Below are 18,840 nucleotides of genomic sequence, written 5' to 3'. Positions count from 1 at the left end.
CGGGACTGGGGCGCAGATTCGAACCCGGCGATCGCGAAGGAGGGCTGTGGCCATGAGCGGCGTGATGGTGTATCTCGACCACGCGGCGACCGCACCGCTGCGGCCGGAGGCCCGCGACGCATGGATCGAGGCCGCCTCGGCGGCCGGAAACGCCTCGTCGATCCACGGTGCGGGGCAGCGCGCGCGCAGGATGCTCGAGGAGGCACGAGAGCGGCTCGCGACCGTGATCGGCGCCGACCCGATCGAAGTCGTCTTCACCTCGGGAGGGACCGAGGCGGTGAACCTCGCCGTCAAGGGCCTCTGGTGGGCTCGCCGATCCGACGCCGATGCGGTGGTGCTGCCGGACGGCGAGCACCACGCCACACTCGACGCGGTCGAATGGCTCGAGGCCCAGGGGGCGGTCGTGCGCCACGTCGGTCTCGACCAGGCCGCCCGTATCGCGCCCGACGCGTTCCGCGCGGCGCTGCCCGGCGCGGCGCTCGCCACCGCCCTCGTGGCGAACAACGAGGCCGGTACGGTCAACGACAGCCCCGCACTGGCGGCGGCAGCCGCCGAGGCCGGCGTACCCCTCCATCTCGATGCGGTCGCCGCTTTCGGCCACGTGCCCGTGTCGTTCCGCGCGTGGCGCGGCGACGCGGCGGGTCGCGCCGGGCTGGCGGCGCTCAGCGTCTCGGCCCACAAGATCGGCGGACCTACGGGCGTCGGCGCGCTGGTCGTCGCGCGCGGCGCCGAACTCGCCGCGCTCGTGCACGGCGGCGGCCAGCAGCGCCGGCTCCGCGCCGGAACGCAGGACGTGGCGGGCGCGGCCGCATTCGCCGTCGCGGCGGAGCTGGCCGAGGCGGAGCGCGAAGCCGAAGCCGCGCGGCTCGCAGCACTTCGCGAGCGCATGGTGCGCAGCATCCGGAACCGCATCCCCGATGCCGAGCTGCTCGGTGATCCGCTCGAACGCGTGCCCGGCAACGCCCACCTGCTGTTCCCCGGGGCATCGGGGGAGACGCTGCTGTTCCTGCTCGACATGGCCGGCATCGCCGTCTCGACCGGCTCGGCGTGTCAGGCCGGGGTGCCGGAGCCCTCGCACGTCGTGCTCGCGATGGGGCGGACGGATGCCGAGGCCCGCCAGGTGCTGCGCCTCACCCTCGGCCGGACCACGACCGACGCCGACGTCGATGCCGTTCTCGCCGTGCTGCCGGAGGCGGTGGAGCGGGCGCGGCGGGCGGCATCCGGGTCGTGACCAGGTACGGGTTCGTAGACTGGACCCATGCGGATCCTTGCGGCCATGAGCGGCGGAGTGGACTCCGCCGTGGCGGCCGCCCGGGCCGTCGAGGCGGGCCACGACGTCGTCGGCGTTCATCTCGCCCTGTCGCGCGCGGGCGGGACGCTGCGCACCGGCAGCCGGGGCTGCTGCACCATCGAGGATGCGATGGACGCGCGACGTGCCGCGGATATGATCGGCATCCCGTTCTACGTGTGGGACTTCTCCGCGCGATTCCGCGATGACGTGATCGATGACTTCATCGCCGAATACCGCGCCGGCCGCACACCGAATCCGTGCATGCGGTGCAACGAGAAGATCAAGTTCGCCGCGCTCCTCGAGCGGGCGCTCGAACTCGGTTTCGATGCCGTGTGCACCGGCCACTACGCGAGCCTCGTCGATTCTCCGGAGGGCCTCGAGCTGCACCGTGCCTCCGACGCCGCGAAGGACCAGTCGTACGTCCTCGGCGTGCTGAACGCCGAACAGCTCGCGCACACCTATTTCCCCCTCGGGGCGACGCCGTCGAAAGCGCTCGTGCGCGCCGAGGCGGAAGAGCGCGGTCTCACGGTGGCGCACAAGCCCGACAGCCACGACATCTGCTTCATCCCCGACGGCGACACACGCGGCTGGCTCGCGGAGAAGGTCGGTGCCACCACCGGCGCCATCGTCGATCGCACCGGCGCCGTCGTGGGCAGCCACGAAGGCGCCCACGCCTTCACGGTCGGCCAGCGCCGCGGTCTGCAGCTGGGCGTGCCCGCACCCGATGGCAAGCCGCGCTTCGTACTGGAGGTGCGACCCGTCTCGAACACCGTCGTGGTGGGGCCCAGGGAGGCGCTCGCCACGGCGGAGATCGCGGGGGAGCGGTACTCCTGGGCCGGACGCGCCCCGCAGCCGGGCAGTTTCGCGTGCCACGTTCAGATCCGGGCGCACGCCGACCCGGTGCCGGCGACGGCCACCCTCGCGGAGGGCGGGATCACGGTCGTCCCGGAGACGCCCTTCGACGGCGTGGCGCCCGGGCAGACGGCGGTGCTCTACGACGGCACGCGGGTGATCGGCCAGTTCACGGTCGACCGGACCGTCTCGGCCGTCCCCGTGGGGGCATAGCGGGCGGACGCCGCGGCCCGCGCCGGACGGCGAGCCCCCGTACCCCCCTGCTGTCGGAGGCCGCTTCTAGACTGGCGGGGTGACGGATGACGATCTCGATACGCCCGCTTCGCGCACGCCTGATCGGGCGGTCGGTACGCCCGTTCCCGCGGCGGCACACGAGGGCTCGGAGCTTCCCGCCGATGCCGGTCTCGACGCCTCACGGGCCGAGGCGCGGGAGTTGACCGAGCGCATCCTCGACGCGCGCGACGCCTATTACGGTCGCGACGCGGAGCTCGTGGACGACGCGACGTACGACGCGTGGATCCGCCGGCTGGAAGAACTCGAGCGCCTGCACCCGGAGCTGCAGAGTCAGGACTCGCCGACCCAGACCGTCGGGGCGGCCGAGAGCTCCATGTTCGCCCCGGTGGAGCACGCCGAGCGGATGCTGAGCCTCGACAACGTCTTCAGCCTCGAAGAGCTTCGCGAGTGGTGCGCCAAGACCGAGTCGTCCGCGGGGCGCAAGGTGCGCTGGCTGACCGAGCTCAAGATCGACGGACTCGCGATCAGCCTGCGCTACGAGCGCGGAGTGCTGACCTCGGCCGCGACGCGCGGAGACGGGCGGACCGGCGAGGACGTCACGGTCAACGCGATCCGGGTCGCCGGCATCCCGCAGCGTCTGGCGGGGAGCGGTCATCCTGATCTCGTCGAGGTTCGCGGCGAGGTGTTCATCCCCGTCGCCGCGTTCGAGCGCCTCAACGCGCTCCAGGCCGACATGCGCAGCCGTGCCATCGAAGAGACCCGTGCCCGTAGCCGTGCGTTCGACGAGGCGAAGGCGCGAGCGAGCGCGGAACGGCGCTTCCCGTCGTTCGCCAATCCGCGCAACGCGGCTTCCGGCGGTCTCCGGCAGCAGCTCGACAAGAAGGACGGCCTGGAGCGGGAGGCCGGCCAGGCGCGCCTGGACTCGCTGCGTCTGTTCGTGCACGGCATCGGGGCGTGGAGCCGTCCGCCCGTCGACTCGCAGAGCGAGATCTACGGCCTTCTCGCGGAATGGGGTCTCCCGGCGAGCCCGTACTTCCGCACGGCTGACGACATCGGGGGTGTGCTGGACTTCGTCGACCATTACGGCGAGCACCGGCACGACGTCGAGCACGAGATCGACGGCGTCGTGGTCAAGGTCGACGAGCTCGCGCTGCACGATGAGCTCGGTGCGACCAGTCGCGCGCCGCGCTGGGCCATCGCGTACAAGTACCCGCCCGAGCAGGTCAACACCACCTTGCTCGACATCGTCGTCTCGGTCGGCCGTACGGGGCGCGCGACTCCGTTCGCGGTCATGGCCCCGGCGCGCGTGGCAGGCTCGGTCGTTCGGCAGGCCACTCTCCACAATCAGGACGTCGTGCGAGCGAAGGGCGTGCTGATCGGAGACACCGTCGTGCTGCGCAAGGCGGGCGACGTCATCCCCGAGGTCCTGGGGCCGGTGGTCGAGCTCCGCGACGGCACGGAGCGCGAGTTCGTCATGCCCGCCGACTGCCCCGAGTGCGGCTTCCCCCTGGCCCCCGCCAAGGAAGGCGACATCGACCTCCGCTGCCCCAACACCCGGGCGTGCCCCGCACAGGTGCGGGGGCGAGTGGAGCACATCGGCTCACGGGGTGCGCTCGACATCGAGGCTCTCGGCGAGGTCACCGCCGCGGCGCTCACGCAGCCGTCCGTGCCGGAGGTGCCGCCGCTCGAGACGGAGGCGGGCCTCTTCGACCTCACGATCGAGCAACTCGTGCCGATCGAGGTGGTGGTGCGCGACGCCGAGACGGGCGAGCCGCGCGTCGACGAGAAGACGGGCGAAGTCGTCCGTCGGTCGCCGTTCCGCCGGAACCCCAGTTCCGCCGAGAAGAAGGAAGGCATCACCGGTCCGCAGCCGTCCGCCCAGGCGCTCACACTGATCGATCAGCTGGAGCGCGCCAAGACGAAGGAGCTGTGGCGGTTCCTCGTGGCCCTCAACATCCGACATGTCGGTCCCGTGGCGGCCAGGGCCCTGGCCCAGTGGTTCGGCTCGGTCGAGGCGATCCGGTCGGCGTCGCGCGACGAGCTGGCCGGGGTCGAGGGCGTCGGCGGCATTATCGCCGATTCGCTCCTGGACTGGTTCGAGGTCGACTGGCACCGTGAGATCGTGGACCGCTGGGCCGCCGCGGGCGCACGGCTCGCCACGCCCGGTCATCCGGGACCCGGAGCGGCCGCGACGGTCGGGGGGGTGCTCGACGGACTGACAGTCGTCGCGACCGGCTCGCTCGAGGGCTACAGCCGCGAGGGTGCGCAAGAGGCCATCATCAAGGCCGGCGGCAAGGCCGCGTCGAGCGTCTCGAAGAAGACGGACTTCGTCGCGGCCGGTCCCGGCGCGGGCTCCAAGCTGACGAAGGCGGAGGAGCTCGGCATCCGTATCCTCGACGCCGCGCAGTTCCACATCCTCGTGACGGAGGGGCCCGAGGCGCTGGAGGCACTCGCGCCCGACGCCGGCTGAGACGTGGGAGGGGGGCCCGAAAGAGCGGCGGGTGCGTCGTCGTCAGACCCCTGGGATGATGACCGTATGGCGCACTGGCTGTACCGCATCGTCCCCTCCCGGCCGGGGATGGTGGAAGACGCGACGCCTGACGAGCAGCGGCTGGTGGGCGCGCACTTCGACTACCTCGTCGACCTCCGCAACCGCGGCATCCTCATCCTTGCCGGGCGGACTCAGGAAGCAGAGGCCACCTTCGGCGTGACGATCTTCGAAGCCGCTGGAGAGCGCGCCGCGCGGTCGGTCATGGAGTCCGACCCCGCCGTCGCCGCGGGAGTGTTCATCGCGAGCCTCCACCCGTACCGGATCGCCGTCGCCAGGGACGGTCTGGAGGGTTGAGGGGTCAGGCGCCGGTGGTGAGCGTCAGCAGGCGGTCGCGAACCTGACGGCGCAGCACCTTGCCGATGAGGGACTTGGGCAGTTCGTCGACGACGAAGATCCGGCGGGGCACCTTGTAGGGCGTGAGGATCCCGCGGGCGAACTCGCGCACCGCCTCGACGTCGATCTCGTCACCCCCCGACATCACGACGGCCGCCACGACCTCCTCGCCGGAGTGCTCGCTGGGCAGGCCGACCACGGCCGCGTCCTCGATCTTCGGGTGCTGCCGGAGCGCGTTCTCGACCTCGGTCGGCGCGACGTTGAATCCGCCCGTGATGATGAGCTCCTTGATGCGGTCGACGATGCGCACGAACCCCGCCTGGTCGATCGTGACGATGTCGCCCGTGCGGAACCAGCCGTCGACGAAGACCGCTTCGGTCTCTTCCGGCTTGCCGTAGTAGCCGCCGAAGACCTGCGGCCCGCGCACGACGAGCTCGCCGCGTTCACCGGCAGGCACGTCCTGCGTCGGGTCGTCGGGATCGACGACGCGGCACTCCGTCCCGGGCAGCGGAAGCCCCACCGTGCCGGGAACCCGATTGCCGGCGACCGGATTCGCCATGAGCACGGGGGAGCACTCGCTCAGACCGTAGCCCTCGACGAGGTACCCGCCGGATGCCGCCTCGAACGGCACGACGAGTTCGTGGGGAAGTGCCATCGCTCCGGAGATGGCGACCTGGGTGCCGGCGAGAGACACTCCCTTCTCGCGCGATGCCTTGAGCAGACGATCGGCGATCGGCGGCACGAGGGGCAGGAAAGTGGCGGGATGCTTCTTCGTGACGTCCAGCACCATGTCGGCGTCGAAACGGGGGAAGAGCACCAGACGCGCGCCCATCGACATCGCGAAGGTGAGGCAGAGGGTGAGCCCGTACGCGTGGAACATGGGCAGCACCGCGTACACGACGCACCCGTCGCCCCGCACGATCGAGGGCACCCACGCTTGTGCCTGCGCCGCGTTGGAGAGGAGATTGCGATGCGTCAGCGCAGCCCCCTTGGGCGTGCCCGTCGTGCCGCTGGTGTACTGGATCAGGGCGAGGTCATCCGTGTCGGGGCGAGGATGCGAAGCCGGGAGCGGCGCCGAACCGACGACCTGCTCCCAGGGCACCGTGCCCGACACCCGCTCGGTGAGCGCCTCGCGCGACTCGCGTGCCTTCGCGAGGGGAAGCCGGAGCGCGATGCGCATCCGGAGCGGCATTCCTTTGATCACATCCACGGACACGAGGCTCGTGACGGCGAGGTCGGCGGGGAAGTCCTGGACGGTCTTGACGACCTTGTTCCACACGATGGCGTGCTTCGCGCCGTGGTCCTCGAACTGCTTGCGGAGCTCGCGCGGCGTGTACAGCGGGTTGTGCTCCACGACCACGGCACCGAGGCGGAGGACGGCGTAGAAGGCGACGATGTGCTGCGGACAGTTCGGCAGCACGATGGCCACCGGGTCGCCGGATTTCACACCGAGCCCGCGGAGGCCGGCGGCGGCCCGTTCGATCTGCTCGTGAAGTGACTGATACGACGTCTCGCGTCCGAAGAACTGCAGCGCCGCCGCGTCCGGATAGTCCCGTGCGGACGCGTCGACGATGTCGACGAGCGAACCGGTGACGGGTGTCAGGTCCTGTGGAACGCCCTCGGCGTAGCTGGCGATCCAGGGGCGAGGCGCGTCGTAGGTCGTCACGCGCTCAGACTACGCCGGGAGACCGGGACGCCACCGGAGCGCCCGCGTGCGGGGCGCCAGCGGGGCCCGGCCCACTCGCCGACTAAACTGTGCTGGTGTCTGAAATCACCCCCGATCTCGTGCGCCATCTCGGCGTGCTCGCCCGGATCCAGCTGAGCGGCGAGGAGGTCGAGCGGCTGACCGGCCAGCTCGACGCGATCGTCGACAACATCGCCAAGGTCTCCGAGGTCGCCACGCCCGACGTCGCCGCCACCAGCCACCCGATCGCGCTGCAGAACGTCTTCCGCTCCGACGTGCCGGGAGACCAGCTGACGCGCGCCCAGGTGCTGCAGAACGCGCCCGACGCCGCGGACGGCCGATTCCGCGTGACCGCGATCCTCGGCGAAGAGCAGTAAGGGACCCCGTGACCGATCTCACAAAGCTGAGCGCCGCCGCGCTCGCAGACAAGCTCAGCGCGGGCGATGTGTCGAGCGTCGAGGCCACCCGCGCCCACCTCGACCGCATCGCGGAGGTGGATGCCGACATCCACGCGTTCCTCCACGTGAACCAGCGCGCGCTCGACGTGGCCGCCGACATCGACCGGCGCCGCTCGGCGGGCGAGGACCTCGGTCCGCTCGCGGGCGTGCCCCTCGCCGTCAAGGACGTGCTGGTGACGACCGACATGCCGTCGACCAGCGGCTCGAAGATCCTCGAGGGCTACATGTCGCCCTACGACGCGACCGTCGTCGCGCGCTCGCGCGCGGCGGGTCTCGTGCCGCTCGGCAAGACCAACATGGACGAGTTCGCGATGGGGTCGTCCACCGAGCACTCGGCCTACGGCCCCACCCGCAACCCATGGGACCTCGACCGCATCCCCGGTGGCTCCGGCGGCGGCTCGGCCGCGGCGGTGGCGGCCTTCGAGGCGCCGCTCGCGCTCGGCTCGGACACCGGCGGCTCGATCCGTCAGCCCGCACACGTGACCGGCACGGTCGGCATCAAACCCACGTACGGCGGCGTGAGCCGGTACGGAGCGATCGCCCTCGCGTCCTCGCTCGACCAGGTGGGCCCGGTCACGCGCACGGTGCTCGATGCCGGCCTCCTCCACGACGTCATCGGTGGCCACGACCCCCATGACTCGACCTCGCTCGCCCACGAGTGGCCGTCGTTCGCCGCCGCCGCGCGAGAGGGCGCCACCGGGCAGGTGCTCAAGGGGCTCAAGGTCGGCGTCATCCGCGAGCTTCCCGACAGCGGCTTCCAGGCCGGCGTCTCGGAGTCGTTCCGCGCGGCGCTGTCGACGATGGAGGCGCAGGGCGCCGAGATCGTCGAGGTCAGCGCTCCCCACTTCGAGTACGGCGTCGCCGCGTACTACCTGATCCTCCCGGCCGAGGCATCCAGCAACCTCGCCAAGTTCGACTCGGTGCGCTTCGGGCTCCGTGTCGACGTGCCCGGGGGCACGGTGGAGGACGTCATGGCTGCGACGCGCGACGCCGGCTTCGGCGACGAGGTCAAGCGGCGCATCATCCTCGGGACCTACGCGCTGTCGGCCGGATACTACGACGCGTACTACGGCTCGGCGCAGAAGGTGCGCACGCTCATCCAGCAGGACTTCGCGGAGGCCTTCTCGCAGGTCGACGTCATCGCGACCCCGTCCGCGCCGACGACGGCGTTCCGCCTCGGTGAGAAGCTCGACGACCCGCTGCAGATGTACCTGAACGACGTGACGACGATCCCCGCGAACTTGGCGGGCGTTCCGGGCATCTCGATCCCCTCCGGCCTCGCGTCGGAGGACGGACTCCCGGTGGGGATCCAGTTCCTGGCGCCCGCGTACGAGGACGCCCGCCTCTATCGGGTCGGGGCCGCGCTCGAATCCCTGCTCGTCGACTCGTGGGGCGGTCCGATCCTCGACCGGGCCCCGGCTCTCGGCACGAACGGAGGCGCCCGCTGATGGCGAAGGACAAGCTGATGGACTTCGACAAGGCGCTCGAGCTGTACGAGCCCGTGCTCGGCTTCGAGGTGCACGTCGAGCTCAACACCGAGACCAAGATGTTCTCGAGCGCCGCGAATCCCGCGCATGCCGCGAACCACGGCGCCGAGCCCAACACACTGGTCGCTCCCGTCGACATGGGCCTCCCCGGTGCACTTCCCGTCGTGAACGAGACGGCCGTGCGCTACTCCATCAGCCTGGGCCTCGCCCTGGGCTGCTCGATCGCCCCGTCGAGCCGGTTCGCGCGGAAGAACTACTTCTACCCCGACCTCGGCAAGAACTATCAGATCTCGCAGTACGACGAGCCCATCGCGTTCGAGGGGTCCGTCGAGATCGAACTGGCCGACGGTGACGTCGTCACGGTGCCGATCGAGCGTGCGCACATGGAAGAGGATGCCGGCAAGCTCACGCACGTCGGCGGCTCGACCGGTCGCATCCAGGGCGCCGAGTACTCGCTCGTCGACTACAACCGGGCCGGCGTGCCGCTGGTCGAGATCGTGACGAAGCCGATCTTCGGCGCAGAGCATCGCGCGCCCGAGATCGCGAAGGCCTACGTCGCGACGATCCGTGACATCGTCATCGGGCTCGGCATCTCCGAGGCGCGGATGGAGCGCGGCAACCTCCGCTGCGACGCGAACGTCTCGCTGCGCCCTCGCGGCCAGGAGAAGCTCGGCACTCGCACGGAGACCAAGAACGTCAACTCGATGCGCTCGGTCGAACGCGCGGTGCGCTACGAGATCCAGCGGCAGGCAGCGATCCTCGCCGATGGCGGGACGATCACGCAGGAGACCAGGCACTGGCACGAAGACACCGGCACGACGTCGCCGGGGCGCCCCAAGTCCGATGCCGACGACTACCGATACTTCCCGGAGCCGGACCTCCTGCCCGTGGCGCCGTCGGACGAACTCATCGAGCAGCTCCGGGCCGCGCTGCCCGAGCCGCCGGCCGCACGCCGCCGCCGCCTGAAGACGGAGTGGGGATTCACCGACCTCGAGTTCCAGGATGTCGTGAACGGCGGCCTCCTCGTGGAGGTCGAAGCGACGGTCGCGTCGGGCGCCGCCCCTGCTGCCGCACGCAAGTGGTGGACGGGCGAGCTCACCCGGATCGCCAACGCGGAGGGCAGGGAGCCCGCCGATCTCGCCTCGCCCCGGGATGTGGCGGCCCTGCAGGCCCTGGTCGACGCGGGCACGCTCACCGACAAGCTCGCGCGCCAGGTGCTGGAAGGCGTGATCGCCGGCGAAGGCACACCGCAGGAGGTCGTCGACGCACGCGGACTCGCGGTGGTCTCGGACGACGGCGCACTGATCGCCGCGATCGACGACGCGCTCGCGTCGCAGCCGGACGTGCTGGAGAAGATCCGCGACGGCAAGGTGCAGGCCGCCGGAGCCGTCATCGGTGCAGTGATGAAGGCGATGAAGGGTCAGGCGGACGCCGCCCGCGTGCGGGAGCTCGTCCTCGAGCGCGCCGCGCAGTAGCCGTGCGGACGCCCGCCCCGAGGGGCGGGTGTCGGCGGCAACAGGGAGAATGGACGCATGGGGCGCGGCGACGGGACGGGACGACTGACCTCGCCCGCTGACGCCGATGACACCGGCACCGGCATCCTCCATGTCGATATGGACGCCTTCTACGCATCGGTGGCGACGCTGGACGATCCGGGTCTCCGCGGCAAGCCGATCATCGTGGGCGCGCCCGAGGGGCGTGGCGTGGTCTCCAGCGCGTCGTATGAGGCGCGTCGGTTCGGCGTGCGGTCCGCGATGCCCGTCGGTCAAGCGCTCCGCCTGTGTCCCACGGCGATCGTCGTCGCTCCGGACTTCGGACGTTTCCTCGAGGAGTCGGCGAAGGTCATGTCCATCTTCCGCGACTTCACACCGCTCGTGGAGCCGCTCTCGATCGACGAGGCGTTCCTCGACGTGCGGGGCGCACGCCGGCTGTGGGGACGCCCGGGAGAGATCGCACGGATGCTGCGAGCCCGCGTCCTCGACGAGACCGGGCTCACCTGTTCCGTCGGTGTCGCAGCGACGAAGCACGTCGCGAAGATTGCGTCCACCATCAGCAAGCCGGATGGACTGCTGATCGTTTCGGAAGCGGGAACCGCCGAATTCCTTGCGGGACGACCTGTCGGCGCACTGTGGGGCGTCGGACCCAAGGCCGTCGAGGCGCTCCACGCCCGCGGCATCCGCACCGTCAGCGACATCCTTCAGACACCGCGCCCCGTTCTCGACCGCACCCTCGGGTCCGCCATGGGGGAACGCGTCTGGCACCTGGCGCGCGGGAGCGACGCGCGCCAGGTGCAGACAGAGCACCTCGAGAAGAGCGTCGGGCACGAAGAGACCTTCGACGTCGACATCGCCGACGCCGACATCCTGCGCAGCGAGTTTCGCCGCCTGGCCGACCGCGTCGGAGCGCGCCTGCGCAAGCACGGGTGGGAGGCGTCGACGATCTCGATCAAGGTCCGTTTCGCCGACTTCACGACGCTCACGCGGTCGCAGACGCTCCCGGACCCGACGGCGGTGGGGCAGCGGATAGGGGACGCGGCCCACGAGCTCTTCGACGACATCGACCGTCGCCTTCCCGTCCGGCTGGTCGGAGTGCGCGCCGAGAAGCTGCGACCCGCGGGGGAGTCGGCTCCGGGACTCTGGGACGACGACGCCGAGTGGCGGAGCATCGAGGGCGCCCTCGACGGCGCGACCGCGCGGTTCGGCACGGGCGCCGTCACGCGTGCGAACCTTCTCGGCAAGAGCCGGGGCGGACGCACGCTGCCATCGAATCCCCGGGCGCCGCGCGAAAACTGAGCGGCCTCGGCCCTGGGCCTTCGCAGTCCTGCCGGGTAGCGTGGGTCCATGCCCAACATCGCACTCGAGCTCGGCCGGCAATCCGCGTCTTTCGGCGTGAAGGGCGCCTACGGCGAACAGCAGGACGTCGACGGCGTCCGCATCATCCCGGTGGCGCTGACGTGGTCCGGATTCGGCGGAGGGTCCGACGAGGCCGGCAACGGCGGAGGTGGCGGGGGCGGCTGGGCAATCCCGGTGGGCGCCTACATCCGTCGCGGCGACGACCTTCGCTTCGAGCCCAACATCATCGCCCTCCTGACGGTGGCGGTGCCGTTCGTCTTCTTCGCCGGCCGTGCGCTCAGCCGTGTCATCCGCACCCTCAAGAAGTAACCAGGACGCGGTCGGCAACTCGCTCGCCATCGCGGTCGATCGGATCACCCGCGCGGTCGCAGGGGTGGAGGCATCCAACCCCGTCCTCCTCATCGACGGACGCAGCGGCGCGGGCAAGAGTTCGCTCGCCCGCGCTCTTGTCGCGCGGTGGCCGTTGCGCGGGCGGGTGCAGCTGGTCGCGCTGGACTCCATCTACCCCGGGTGGGACGGCCTGGACGCCGGCGTCGAGCTGGCACGAGACCTGATTCTCACCCCGCACGCTCGCGGCGTGGTGGGCGTCTGGCAGCGGTGGGACTGGACGCTCGGTGAAGCGGCCGAGGCTCACGCCGTCGACCCGTCGCTGCCCCTCATCGTCGAGGGAGCGGGCCTTCTCACTCCCGGTACCGCCCGGCTCGCCGACGTGTCGGTCTGGCTGGAGTCGCCCGCGGCATCGCGCCGAGAACGCGCGCTGACGCGAGACGGGGAAAGCTATCGACCGCATTGGGATCGCTGGGCTCGTCAGGAGCAGCGCCACGTGCTGCGGGACGATCCGATGCGCCTGGCGAACCTCGTCTTCGCGGTGCCCTGAGGGCGCCGGTCAGTCGGTCGTGTCGAGGGCGGCCACGAGTACGTCGAGCCGGTAACCGACCCAGTCGTACACCCCGAAACGCGGGTCGTCGTGATCGTGCTCGTCGGCCTCCAGAACGCCCAGCCGCACTGCGAGGACCAGCCGCACCGCAGCCAGAGTGCGCAGCCACGCCTGTGCGGTGTCGGGATCCAGACGGATCTCGACCTGCTCCAGCATGATCGGGTCATCAGGGTCGTCCGGGATCCGGGCGGCTTCCTCCAGGGATGCCAGCACGACCCCCGCGTCGGTCGCGCGGCGATCGAGCAGGTCGGACTGGGTCAGCGACCGGAATTCCTTCGCCGCGTCTTCGTCGTCGGCATACGCCGGGGGCACCAGGCGGGCGACCGCGGGGTCGCCGTCGCCGGGCGCGCTGTCGCGCAGCAGTTCGGCGAATTGGCCCACCAGGCCGGCGAGATGTGCCGCCTCGAGGCGGGCGACCTCCAGCACGATGATACGAGCGCTCATCGCGGTGCCTTCCGTACGGTCGCCCAGAGCCCGTAGTCGTGCATCGCCTGAGCGTGCAGCTCCATCTGCTCGCGCGCGCCCTGCGACACGACGGCGTGACCCTCGTTGTGGACCGCGAGCATCAGGCGCTCGGCGTCCGCACGCGTCAGGCCGAAGTACTCACGGAACACGTGCGTGACGTAGCTCATGAGGTTGACCGGGTCGTCCCAGACGACGGTTTGCCAAGGGCGGTCGGGGTCGATCGTTGCGGCGAGGTCGACGTCCTCGTCCACCGCGGGGGTGCTGAGTGCCATCATGCCCACCCGAGCTCGTGAAGCCGGTCGTCGTCGATGCCGTAGAAGTGGGCGATCTCGTGCACGAGCGTCGTGTGGACCTCGTCCCGAAGCCCGTCTTCGTCGTCGCACGCCGCGAGATGCGGTTCGCGGTAGACGATGATGCGATCGGGGAGCTCGCCGGCACCGTACCGCTCTCGTTCGGTCAGCGCCCATCCGTCGTACAGACCGAGCAGATCGAGGCTCCCGTCCTCCGGGCGGTCCTCGACGACGAACACGACGTTGTCGAGCCCCTCCACCATGTCGTCGGGAAGGGCGTCCAGCTCGTCGATCACGAGCTGCTCGAAAGCCGCGGCATCCATCTCCAACATGATGCCCCGCTCCTACGCGAATGGGGCGCGTAGGACGCGCCCCATTCGTACGGACGTGGGGTGAGTAACGGGACTTGAACCCGCGACCCCCTGGACCACAACCAGGTGCTCTACCAACTGAGCTATACCCACCATGTCTCCCGCTCGCGCGGGCAACCAGACGATTCTCTCACAACTCAGGAGCAAACGACGACACGACGGCAGCCGCTGCGGCACGCGCGCCGTCGCTGGTCGGACCCGGCTCCGGAACGAACACAGCCTGACGGTAGTAGGCCAGTTCACGGATGGATTCCAGGATGTCGGCGAGCGCCCGGTGGCCGCCTTCCTTCGCGGGCGCGTGGATGTAGGCGCGGGGGTACCACCGCCGGGACAGCTCCTTGATGCTCGACACGTCCACGTTGCGATAGTGCAGCCAACGGTCGACGCGCGGCATGTACTTGGCGAGGAACATGCGGTCGGTGCCGATCGTGTTCCCGGCCAGCGGAGCCTTGCCCTCCAGCGGCACGAACCGCTGGATGTACTCGAGGGTCTGGAACTCCGCATCGGCCAGGCTGACGCCGTGGGGGATCTCGTCCAGGAGCCCCGAGGTGCGATGCATGTTCGTCACGAACTCGTTCATGTTCGCCAGGGCGGAGTCATCGGGCTTGATCACGACAGCGAATCCGGGATCGAGCGGCCTCAGCTCGAAATCGGTCACGACGACGGCGATCTCGACGAGTTCATCGACGCCCAGGTCGAGGCCCGTCATCTCGCAGTCGATCCACACCAGACGATCGTTCTCGGACGCACCCACCATGTGCTCCATCCTTCTCGAAGGGTCGGACATCCCACGGGCCCGACCCCGGTATCCGGCTCCCACGCCGGACCCGTTCGCCCCTCCGGGAGGATTCGAACCCCCGACCTGGCGGGTAGAAACCGCTCGCTCTGTCCCCTGAGCTACGGAGGGAAGGGATATCCCACACTATCGGGTTCCGCCGCGCCGTCGCGGACGCTGGTGCTCCGTCCCGGTGGGGCGTAGCGTCGACGAAGGAGGCATCGGAAGGAGTTCATCGATGAGCACCACGGAGACGCACCACCCTCTCTGGGTCGCCTACGGGGCATCCGGCGTGGCCGGGAGCATCCGGAAGGACGACGACGGGTACACCGTCACCATGGCGGGCGCCGACACGACCGCGGGGACGTATCCGACGATGGAGATCGCGAAGAGCGCGCTCCACGCCCGGATGGCGCCGGGCAGCGACTGGCCGCTCTTCCGCGAGCACTGAGGCGCCTCGGCCGCCTCAGGAGGCCATCCCGAGCGTCAGGCGGACGGCTCGACGACGGTGTGACCCGTTGTCCGGCGCGTGTCGGTCCTGCGCGTGTCGAGCAGCGGAAGCGCCACGTGGACGAGGGGGCCGATCAGCACTGCGAAAAGCACCGTGCCGATACCGACCGTGCCCCCGAGCAGCCAGCCGACGAGGAGGACCGAGACCTCCACGAGCGCGCGGCACAGCCAGATCGGCCATCCGAGTCGTGCGTTCATGCCGGTCATAAGCCCGTCTCGGGGACCGGGGCCGAAATGGGCACCGATGTAGAGGCCGGACGCGACCGCGACCAGCGCGATGCCTCCGAGCAGCGTCGCCAGCTGCGCGAAGAATCCCGCGACAGGCGGGACGAGGCCCAGCACGATCTGCATGCTCGTGCCGACGAGCAGGATGTTGGCGATCGTCCCCGCGCCCGGTTTCTGGCGCAGTGGTATCCACAGCAGGAGCACGAAGAAGCCGACGATGTTGGTGATCCAGCCGATCCCGATCCCCGTGCGCACGGAGAGACCCTGCGCGAACACGGTCCACGGGTCCACGCCGAGGCCCGCTTCCACGGTGAGGGCGCACCCCGCGCCATAGAGGAACAGACCGACGAGCAGTTGGATGATTCGGCGTGCCATGCACTCATTCCATCGCAGAATTGGAATGCTTTGAGCAGGCCAATCCGGCTATTGTGGCTTCATGGATTCTCGGGTTTCGGCTCGCATGCTCGCGATGACACTGGGCGGATGGCGCACCCGGGAGCCGGCGTACGAGGCTCTGGCGGACGGGATCCGCCTGCTCTGTCTCGACAACCGGCTGGCTCCCCGCACCGCGCTGCCGGCTGAGCGGGAACTGGCCGGCGCTCTACGGGTGAGTCGGAGCACGGTGGCAGCGGCCTATCGGAGCCTTCGCGAGACCGGCCATATCGCGAGTATGCGCGGCTCGGGCAGCGTCACGCTCCCGCTCGGGCGCCGCGATCCGGGTCGGACGTTCACGGCCGACGGCATGATCGATCTGCAGCAGGCCAGTCCGCCCGCCTGGCCGGGACTGGCCGGCATCATGGCCGAGACCGCCGCCGCCGCTTCCGGGCTGGTCGCGCGTGTCGGCTATGACGTGCTGGGGCGAATCGAGCTCCGCGAGGCCATCGCGCGGCGCTACACCGACCGAGGGGTTCCGACCCACCCTGACGAAGTACTGGTGACGACCGGGGCCCAGAGCGCCATCCATCTGGTGTCATCCGTCCTGATCGCCCGCGGTGACCGGGTATTGGTCGAGACGCCGACGTATCCGCACGCGGCCGACGCGCTCCGGCGCGCGGGAGCCCGGCTGGTCGGGGTTCCCGTGACCACGGACGAGGGCTGGGACGTCGACCGCGCCGAGCAGGCATTCGCCCGCACGCTGCCTGTCATGGCGTATCTCATGCCCGACTTCCATAATCCGACCGGACACAGCATGAGCGCCGCTGAGCGAAGCGCCATGCTCGCGGCGGGGGAGCGGTCGGGCTCGGTGCTGGTGCTCGACGAGACCACGGCCGACCTCGACATCGACCGTGGACCGCGAGAACCGGCCTTCATAGCAGCGGAGCCGGGCACCGTCGTTCGGATCGGCTCGCTCGGGAAGACCGTCTGGGGTGGGCTGCGGCTCGGCTGGGTCCGCGCGGACGGCGAGCTCATCCGCCGACTGGTGGCCGCGCGGCCGGCGCATGACCTCGGCACACCCGAGTTCGAGCAGGCGATCGCCACGAGTCTGCTCGCGCGTTTCGACGACATCGTGCAACAGCGATCCCAGCTGCTCCGCGCGGGCCGCGATGCACTGGTGGAGGCGCTGCGAGCGTCGGTACCGTCCTGGGCGGTCCCCGAGGTGCACGGGGGTGTCTCACTGTGGATCGAGCTGGGGGTCCCGCTCAGCTCCGCCTTGGTGATGCAGGCACGAACGCGAGGCCTGCTGCTGACCGCGGGGCCGCGCTTCTCGGTAGAGGGGGGACACGATCGTCACTTGCGTGTGCCGTTCACGGCGCCACCCGAGGAGCTGATCGTGGCGGCTGGTGTGCTCGAGGAGGCGTGGGCGGCGGTACGTGCCGGTGCCCCGCCGTCGACGTTCGAGGCCGTCGAGGCCGTGATCTGAGGCCGAGCCCACGGGACCGGCCTGCCTCAGCGCGCGAACCTCAGGCACTCGACCGCATCGTCCGCGCTCCAGAAGTCGCCGAGGTCGCGGAACCCGTGGGACGCCGGGTGGAAGCGGCGAGCACGGAATCGTATGCCGCCGGCATCGGCCAGCTGCTGCAGATGGCCGATCACACGACCGCCGGGATCGATCACCCGCCAGAGGAGCGGAGCGGCCGCCACCAGACGCTCACGGGTTCGAGGTGCGAGACGGGGAGACGATTGCGCAGAGGGTTCGAGGATCGAGGTCATGACTGCTCCCTTCTCATTCGAACATAGCTACGGGTTCCGACATCGGCCCCGAACGACCGTACGGCCACTCCTCCCCAGCCGGGATCAGCCCTCACTTGTCCACAGATCGATCGCGGCTCCGCGGAGCCGCACTCGCGGTGACGCACGCTGGGTGCACCGCCGGCGCCCTCGGGCACGGGGCGTCGGCGGCACCGGGGAGGTACCTCGGGCCGAGTGAGAGGAATGTCAGATGAGCGACCGAGGCGACAACATCACCATCGTCGGCAACGTGGCCACAGCGCCCGAGCGCAAGCACACCGCGACCGGGGTGCCGATCACCACGTTTCGCGTGGCGAGCGGGCTCCGTCGGTTCGACTCCGAGACGCGCACCTGGTCGGACTCCGGCACCAACTGGTACACCGTGTCGGCATTCCGCAGCCTGGCGGACCACGCGTACAAATCGCTCCAGACGGGCGATCGAGTGATCCTCATGGGGCGCCTGCGGCTGCGCGAATGGGACAACGGGACTCGCCGGGGGACGGCGATCGAGATCGACGCGGATGCGGTCGGTCACGATCTGCGATGGGGAACCTCGACGTTCGTCAGGGTCGCGCGCCGCGATGCCGCAGAGGACTCCAAAGACCGGCCCGGCCCCGACATGGGCGGCCACGAGGACGCGTGGGCGGCGCCCGGCGTCGAGGCGACTGCCCCGCTTGCCGAATCGGAGGACGCGGTGCCCGAGCTCGTCGGAGCCACTGTCGACGGCAGCACCGCGGCCGCCGGCCACGAGGTCCCGTTCTGACGCCGACGGTGGGTGACAGCCGTCGCGACATAAACTCGCTGCGTGCCACGAGACATCCCGCCCCGCATACGCACGAAGGATCGGCCGTGGCGACCCATGACGGCGCTGGCGGCCCTGCTCGTCGTCGCGGCGCTGGCCGGGTGCGCTCCCGAAGCGCACACGGCCGGTTCGCCGGATTCAAGCCCCACGGTGGCCCCGTCCCAGACGCCCGCGGAGCCGACCGCGACCGATCCGCCGGCGACGATGCTTCCACAGGGCACAGCCGCGGACAACCTCCCGGTGTTCGCCGGCATCACGGCTTCGGTATGGGCATCGGAGGGGAGAGCGAGCGGCCGCGCATACGTGGACGCACTGGCGGCGGCGGGTTTCGACAAGGCCTCGATGGAGGTGACGGACGACCTGAGCACGGTCGGGAACGCCGCCGAGAGCATCCAGTTCTCCGTCCGATGGGGTGATGAATGCCTCATCGGGCAGGTGGGGGCCGCCACGGGTGATCCGGTCACGGTCGTGGAGCCCGTGCTCGTCGAGGGCACCTGCCTCGTCGGTGAGACGCGCCCCCTCGACTGGTGATCGGTCGGCGACGCCGACCCGGC

21 protein-coding genes and 2 tRNA genes are annotated in these 18,840 nt (G+C 70.3%); 14 read left to right on the top strand and 9 right to left on the bottom strand.

What is annotated here, in order from left to right; all coding sequences use genetic code 11:
• The first annotated feature begins 61 nt into the window (after nt 1-61).
• The 4 genes from ACN9MP_RS09750 (at nt 62) to ACN9MP_RS09735 (ending at nt 5,222) form a co-directional block, all read left to right on the top strand.
• The gene (locus ACN9MP_RS09750) at nt 62-1,231 is read left to right on the top strand and encodes a cysteine desulfurase family protein (protein ID WP_426325974.1); all 1,170 of its coding nucleotides are present in this window, start codon (nt 62-64) and stop codon (nt 1,229-1,231) included.
• Between the two features lie 27 nt (nt 1,232-1,258).
• Complete coding sequence (mnmA, locus tag ACN9MP_RS09745) at nt 1,259-2,356, top strand: tRNA 2-thiouridine(34) synthase MnmA (protein WP_426319728.1); 1,098 nt, start codon at nt 1,259-1,261, stop codon at nt 2,354-2,356.
• 220 nt (nt 2,357-2,576) lie between these two features.
• On the top strand, nt 2,577-4,847 hold the full coding sequence (gene ligA / locus ACN9MP_RS09740) for an NAD-dependent DNA ligase LigA (protein WP_426325972.1): 2,271 nt from the start codon (nt 2,577-2,579) through the stop codon (nt 4,845-4,847).
• 66 nt (nt 4,848-4,913) lie between these two features.
• Nucleotides 4,914-5,222, top strand: coding sequence for a YciI family protein (locus tag ACN9MP_RS09735; protein WP_426319726.1), 309 nt, complete (start codon nt 4,914-4,916; stop codon nt 5,220-5,222).
• A gap of 4 nt (nt 5,223-5,226) precedes the next feature.
• Here ACN9MP_RS09735 and ACN9MP_RS09730 read toward each other — a convergent pair whose 3' ends face one another.
• A complete protein-coding gene (locus ACN9MP_RS09730; RefSeq protein ID WP_426319724.1) occupies nt 5,227-6,927 on the bottom strand; it encodes a long-chain-fatty-acid--CoA ligase in 1,701 nt (566 codons plus the stop codon).
• Between the two features lie 95 nt (nt 6,928-7,022).
• Between ACN9MP_RS09730 and gatC the strand changes: the two genes are divergently transcribed.
• The 6 genes from gatC to ACN9MP_RS09700 are packed head-to-tail and all read left to right on the top strand — an operon-like array spanning nt 7,023 to nt 12,619.
• Nucleotides 7,023-7,322 (top strand): Asp-tRNA(Asn)/Glu-tRNA(Gln) amidotransferase subunit GatC, encoded by a 300-nt coding sequence (gene gatC / locus ACN9MP_RS09725; protein WP_426319722.1) that lies wholly within the window; start codon nt 7,023-7,025, stop codon nt 7,320-7,322.
• 8 nt (nt 7,323-7,330) lie between these two features.
• The gene (gene gatA / locus ACN9MP_RS09720) at nt 7,331-8,851 is read left to right on the top strand and encodes an Asp-tRNA(Asn)/Glu-tRNA(Gln) amidotransferase subunit GatA (RefSeq protein WP_426319720.1); all 1,521 of its coding nucleotides are present in this window, start codon (nt 7,331-7,333) and stop codon (nt 8,849-8,851) included.
• Nucleotides 8,851-10,365 (top strand): Asp-tRNA(Asn)/Glu-tRNA(Gln) amidotransferase subunit GatB, encoded by a 1,515-nt coding sequence (gene gatB / locus ACN9MP_RS09715; RefSeq protein ID WP_426319718.1) that lies wholly within the window; start codon nt 8,851-8,853, stop codon nt 10,363-10,365. Before gatA ends, gatB begins: the two co-directional genes overlap by 1 nt.
• Nucleotides 10,366-10,422: 57 nt before the next feature.
• Entirely contained in the window at nt 10,423-11,682 is a 1,260-nt protein-coding gene (dinB, locus tag ACN9MP_RS09710; RefSeq protein ID WP_426319716.1) for a DNA polymerase IV, read from the top strand.
• Between the two features lie 48 nt (nt 11,683-11,730).
• Nucleotides 11,731-12,051, top strand: coding sequence for a hypothetical protein (locus ACN9MP_RS09705; protein WP_426319714.1), 321 nt, complete (start codon nt 11,731-11,733; stop codon nt 12,049-12,051).
• On the top strand, nt 12,026-12,619 hold the full coding sequence (locus tag ACN9MP_RS09700) for a hypothetical protein (protein WP_426319712.1): 594 nt from the start codon (nt 12,026-12,028) through the stop codon (nt 12,617-12,619). The genes ACN9MP_RS09705 and ACN9MP_RS09700 overlap by 26 nt, the downstream gene beginning before the upstream one ends.
• 9 nt (nt 12,620-12,628) lie before the next feature.
• On the opposite strand, the gene ACN9MP_RS09695 is transcribed toward ACN9MP_RS09700, so the two are convergent.
• The 6 genes from ACN9MP_RS09695 to ACN9MP_RS09670 form a co-directional block, all read right to left on the bottom strand.
• Complete coding sequence (locus ACN9MP_RS09695; protein ID WP_426319711.1) at nt 12,629-13,123, bottom strand: DUF2017 family protein; 495 nt, start codon at nt 13,121-13,123, stop codon at nt 12,629-12,631.
• Nucleotides 13,120-13,416 (bottom strand): ATP-dependent Clp protease adapter ClpS, encoded by a 297-nt coding sequence (gene clpS / locus ACN9MP_RS09690; protein WP_426319710.1) that lies wholly within the window; start codon nt 13,414-13,416, stop codon nt 13,120-13,122. The genes ACN9MP_RS09695 and clpS overlap by 4 nt, the downstream gene beginning before the upstream one ends.
• Nucleotides 13,416-13,766, bottom strand: a complete 351-nt coding sequence (locus ACN9MP_RS09685) for a metallopeptidase family protein (protein WP_426319708.1) — start codon at nt 13,764-13,766, stop codon at nt 13,416-13,418. Before ACN9MP_RS09685 ends, clpS begins: the two co-directional genes overlap by 1 nt.
• Before the next feature lie 56 nt (nt 13,767-13,822).
• Nucleotides 13,823-13,898: transfer RNA gene (locus ACN9MP_RS09680), tRNA-His, on the bottom strand.
• 37 nt (nt 13,899-13,935) lie between these two features.
• A complete protein-coding gene (orn, locus tag ACN9MP_RS09675) occupies nt 13,936-14,562 on the bottom strand; it encodes an oligoribonuclease (RefSeq protein ID WP_426319706.1) in 627 nt (208 codons plus the stop codon).
• 77 nt (nt 14,563-14,639) lie between these two features.
• Nucleotides 14,640-14,712, bottom strand: a tRNA-Arg gene (locus ACN9MP_RS09670).
• Between the two features lie 106 nt (nt 14,713-14,818).
• Between ACN9MP_RS09670 and ACN9MP_RS09665 the strand changes: the two genes are divergently transcribed.
• The gene (locus tag ACN9MP_RS09665; protein WP_426319704.1) at nt 14,819-15,031 is read left to right on the top strand and encodes a methyltransferase; all 213 of its coding nucleotides are present in this window, start codon (nt 14,819-14,821) and stop codon (nt 15,029-15,031) included.
• A gap of 35 nt (nt 15,032-15,066) precedes the next feature.
• Here ACN9MP_RS09665 and ACN9MP_RS09660 read toward each other — a convergent pair whose 3' ends face one another.
• Nucleotides 15,067-15,690, bottom strand: coding sequence for a YczE/YyaS/YitT family protein (locus ACN9MP_RS09660; RefSeq protein WP_426319702.1), 624 nt, complete (start codon nt 15,688-15,690; stop codon nt 15,067-15,069).
• Nucleotides 15,691-15,751: 61 nt separating this feature from the next.
• Between ACN9MP_RS09660 and ACN9MP_RS09655 the strand changes: the two genes are divergently transcribed.
• Complete coding sequence (locus ACN9MP_RS09655; RefSeq protein WP_426319701.1) at nt 15,752-17,176, top strand: PLP-dependent aminotransferase family protein; 1,425 nt, start codon at nt 15,752-15,754, stop codon at nt 17,174-17,176.
• Between the two features lie 26 nt (nt 17,177-17,202).
• Here ACN9MP_RS09655 and ACN9MP_RS09650 read toward each other — a convergent pair whose 3' ends face one another.
• Nucleotides 17,203-17,466, bottom strand: coding sequence for a hypothetical protein (locus ACN9MP_RS09650; RefSeq protein ID WP_426319699.1), 264 nt, complete (start codon nt 17,464-17,466; stop codon nt 17,203-17,205).
• A 229-nt stretch (nt 17,467-17,695) separates the two neighbouring features.
• Between ACN9MP_RS09650 and ssb the strand changes: the two genes are divergently transcribed.
• Both ssb and ACN9MP_RS09640 read left to right on the top strand, forming a co-directional pair.
• Nucleotides 17,696-18,247 carry a single-stranded DNA-binding protein gene (gene ssb / locus ACN9MP_RS09645; RefSeq protein WP_426319697.1) on the top strand — a complete coding sequence of 184 codons (552 nt, stop codon included), beginning with the start codon at nt 17,696-17,698 and terminating at the stop codon, nt 18,245-18,247.
• Nucleotides 18,248-18,289: 42 nt separating this feature from the next.
• Nucleotides 18,290-18,817, top strand: a complete 528-nt coding sequence (locus tag ACN9MP_RS09640) for a DUF6993 domain-containing protein (RefSeq protein WP_426319695.1) — start codon at nt 18,290-18,292, stop codon at nt 18,815-18,817.
• Nucleotides 18,818-18,840: the final 23 nt, after the last annotated feature.

Origin of the sequence: Microbacterium sp. E-13, assembly GCF_049912955.1 — a bacterium.
Lineage (GTDB): Bacteria > Actinomycetota > Actinomycetes > Actinomycetales > Microbacteriaceae > Microbacterium.
The sequence above is the reverse complement of the archived record's forward strand: the minus strand, read 5'-3'. Positions and strand labels throughout refer to the sequence as shown.

Coding starts and splice junctions, on each gene's coding strand:
- mnmA (WP_426319728.1), top strand. CDS start 1,259: ATGCGGATCCTTGCGGCCATGAGCGGCGGAGTGGACTCCGCCGTGGCG.
- ACN9MP_RS09735 (WP_426319726.1), top strand. CDS start 4,914: ATGGCGCACTGGCTGTACCGCATCGTCCCCTCCCGGCCGGGGATGGTG.
- gatB (WP_426319718.1), top strand. CDS start 8,851: ATGGCGAAGGACAAGCTGATGGACTTCGACAAGGCGCTCGAGCTGTAC.
- dinB (WP_426319716.1), top strand. CDS start 10,423: ATGGGGCGCGGCGACGGGACGGGACGACTGACCTCGCCCGCTGACGCC.
- ACN9MP_RS09705 (WP_426319714.1), top strand. CDS start 11,731: ATGCCCAACATCGCACTCGAGCTCGGCCGGCAATCCGCGTCTTTCGGC.
- ACN9MP_RS09695 (WP_426319711.1), bottom strand. CDS start 13,123: ATGAGCGCTCGTATCATCGTGCTGGAGGTCGCCCGCCTCGAGGCGGCA.
- clpS (WP_426319710.1), bottom strand. CDS start 13,416: ATGGCACTCAGCACCCCCGCGGTGGACGAGGACGTCGACCTCGCCGCA.
- ACN9MP_RS09685 (WP_426319708.1), bottom strand. CDS start 13,766: ATGTTGGAGATGGATGCCGCGGCTTTCGAGCAGCTCGTGATCGACGAG.
- orn (WP_426319706.1), bottom strand. CDS start 14,562: ATGGTGGGTGCGTCCGAGAACGATCGTCTGGTGTGGATCGACTGCGAG.
- ACN9MP_RS09665 (WP_426319704.1), top strand. CDS start 14,819: ATGAGCACCACGGAGACGCACCACCCTCTCTGGGTCGCCTACGGGGCA.
- ACN9MP_RS09660 (WP_426319702.1), bottom strand. CDS start 15,690: ATGGCACGCCGAATCATCCAACTGCTCGTCGGTCTGTTCCTCTATGGC.
- ACN9MP_RS09655 (WP_426319701.1), top strand. CDS start 15,752: ATGGATTCTCGGGTTTCGGCTCGCATGCTCGCGATGACACTGGGCGGA.
- ACN9MP_RS09650 (WP_426319699.1), bottom strand. CDS start 17,466: ATGACCTCGATCCTCGAACCCTCTGCGCAATCGTCTCCCCGTCTCGCA.
- ssb (WP_426319697.1), top strand. CDS start 17,696: ATGAGCGACCGAGGCGACAACATCACCATCGTCGGCAACGTGGCCACA.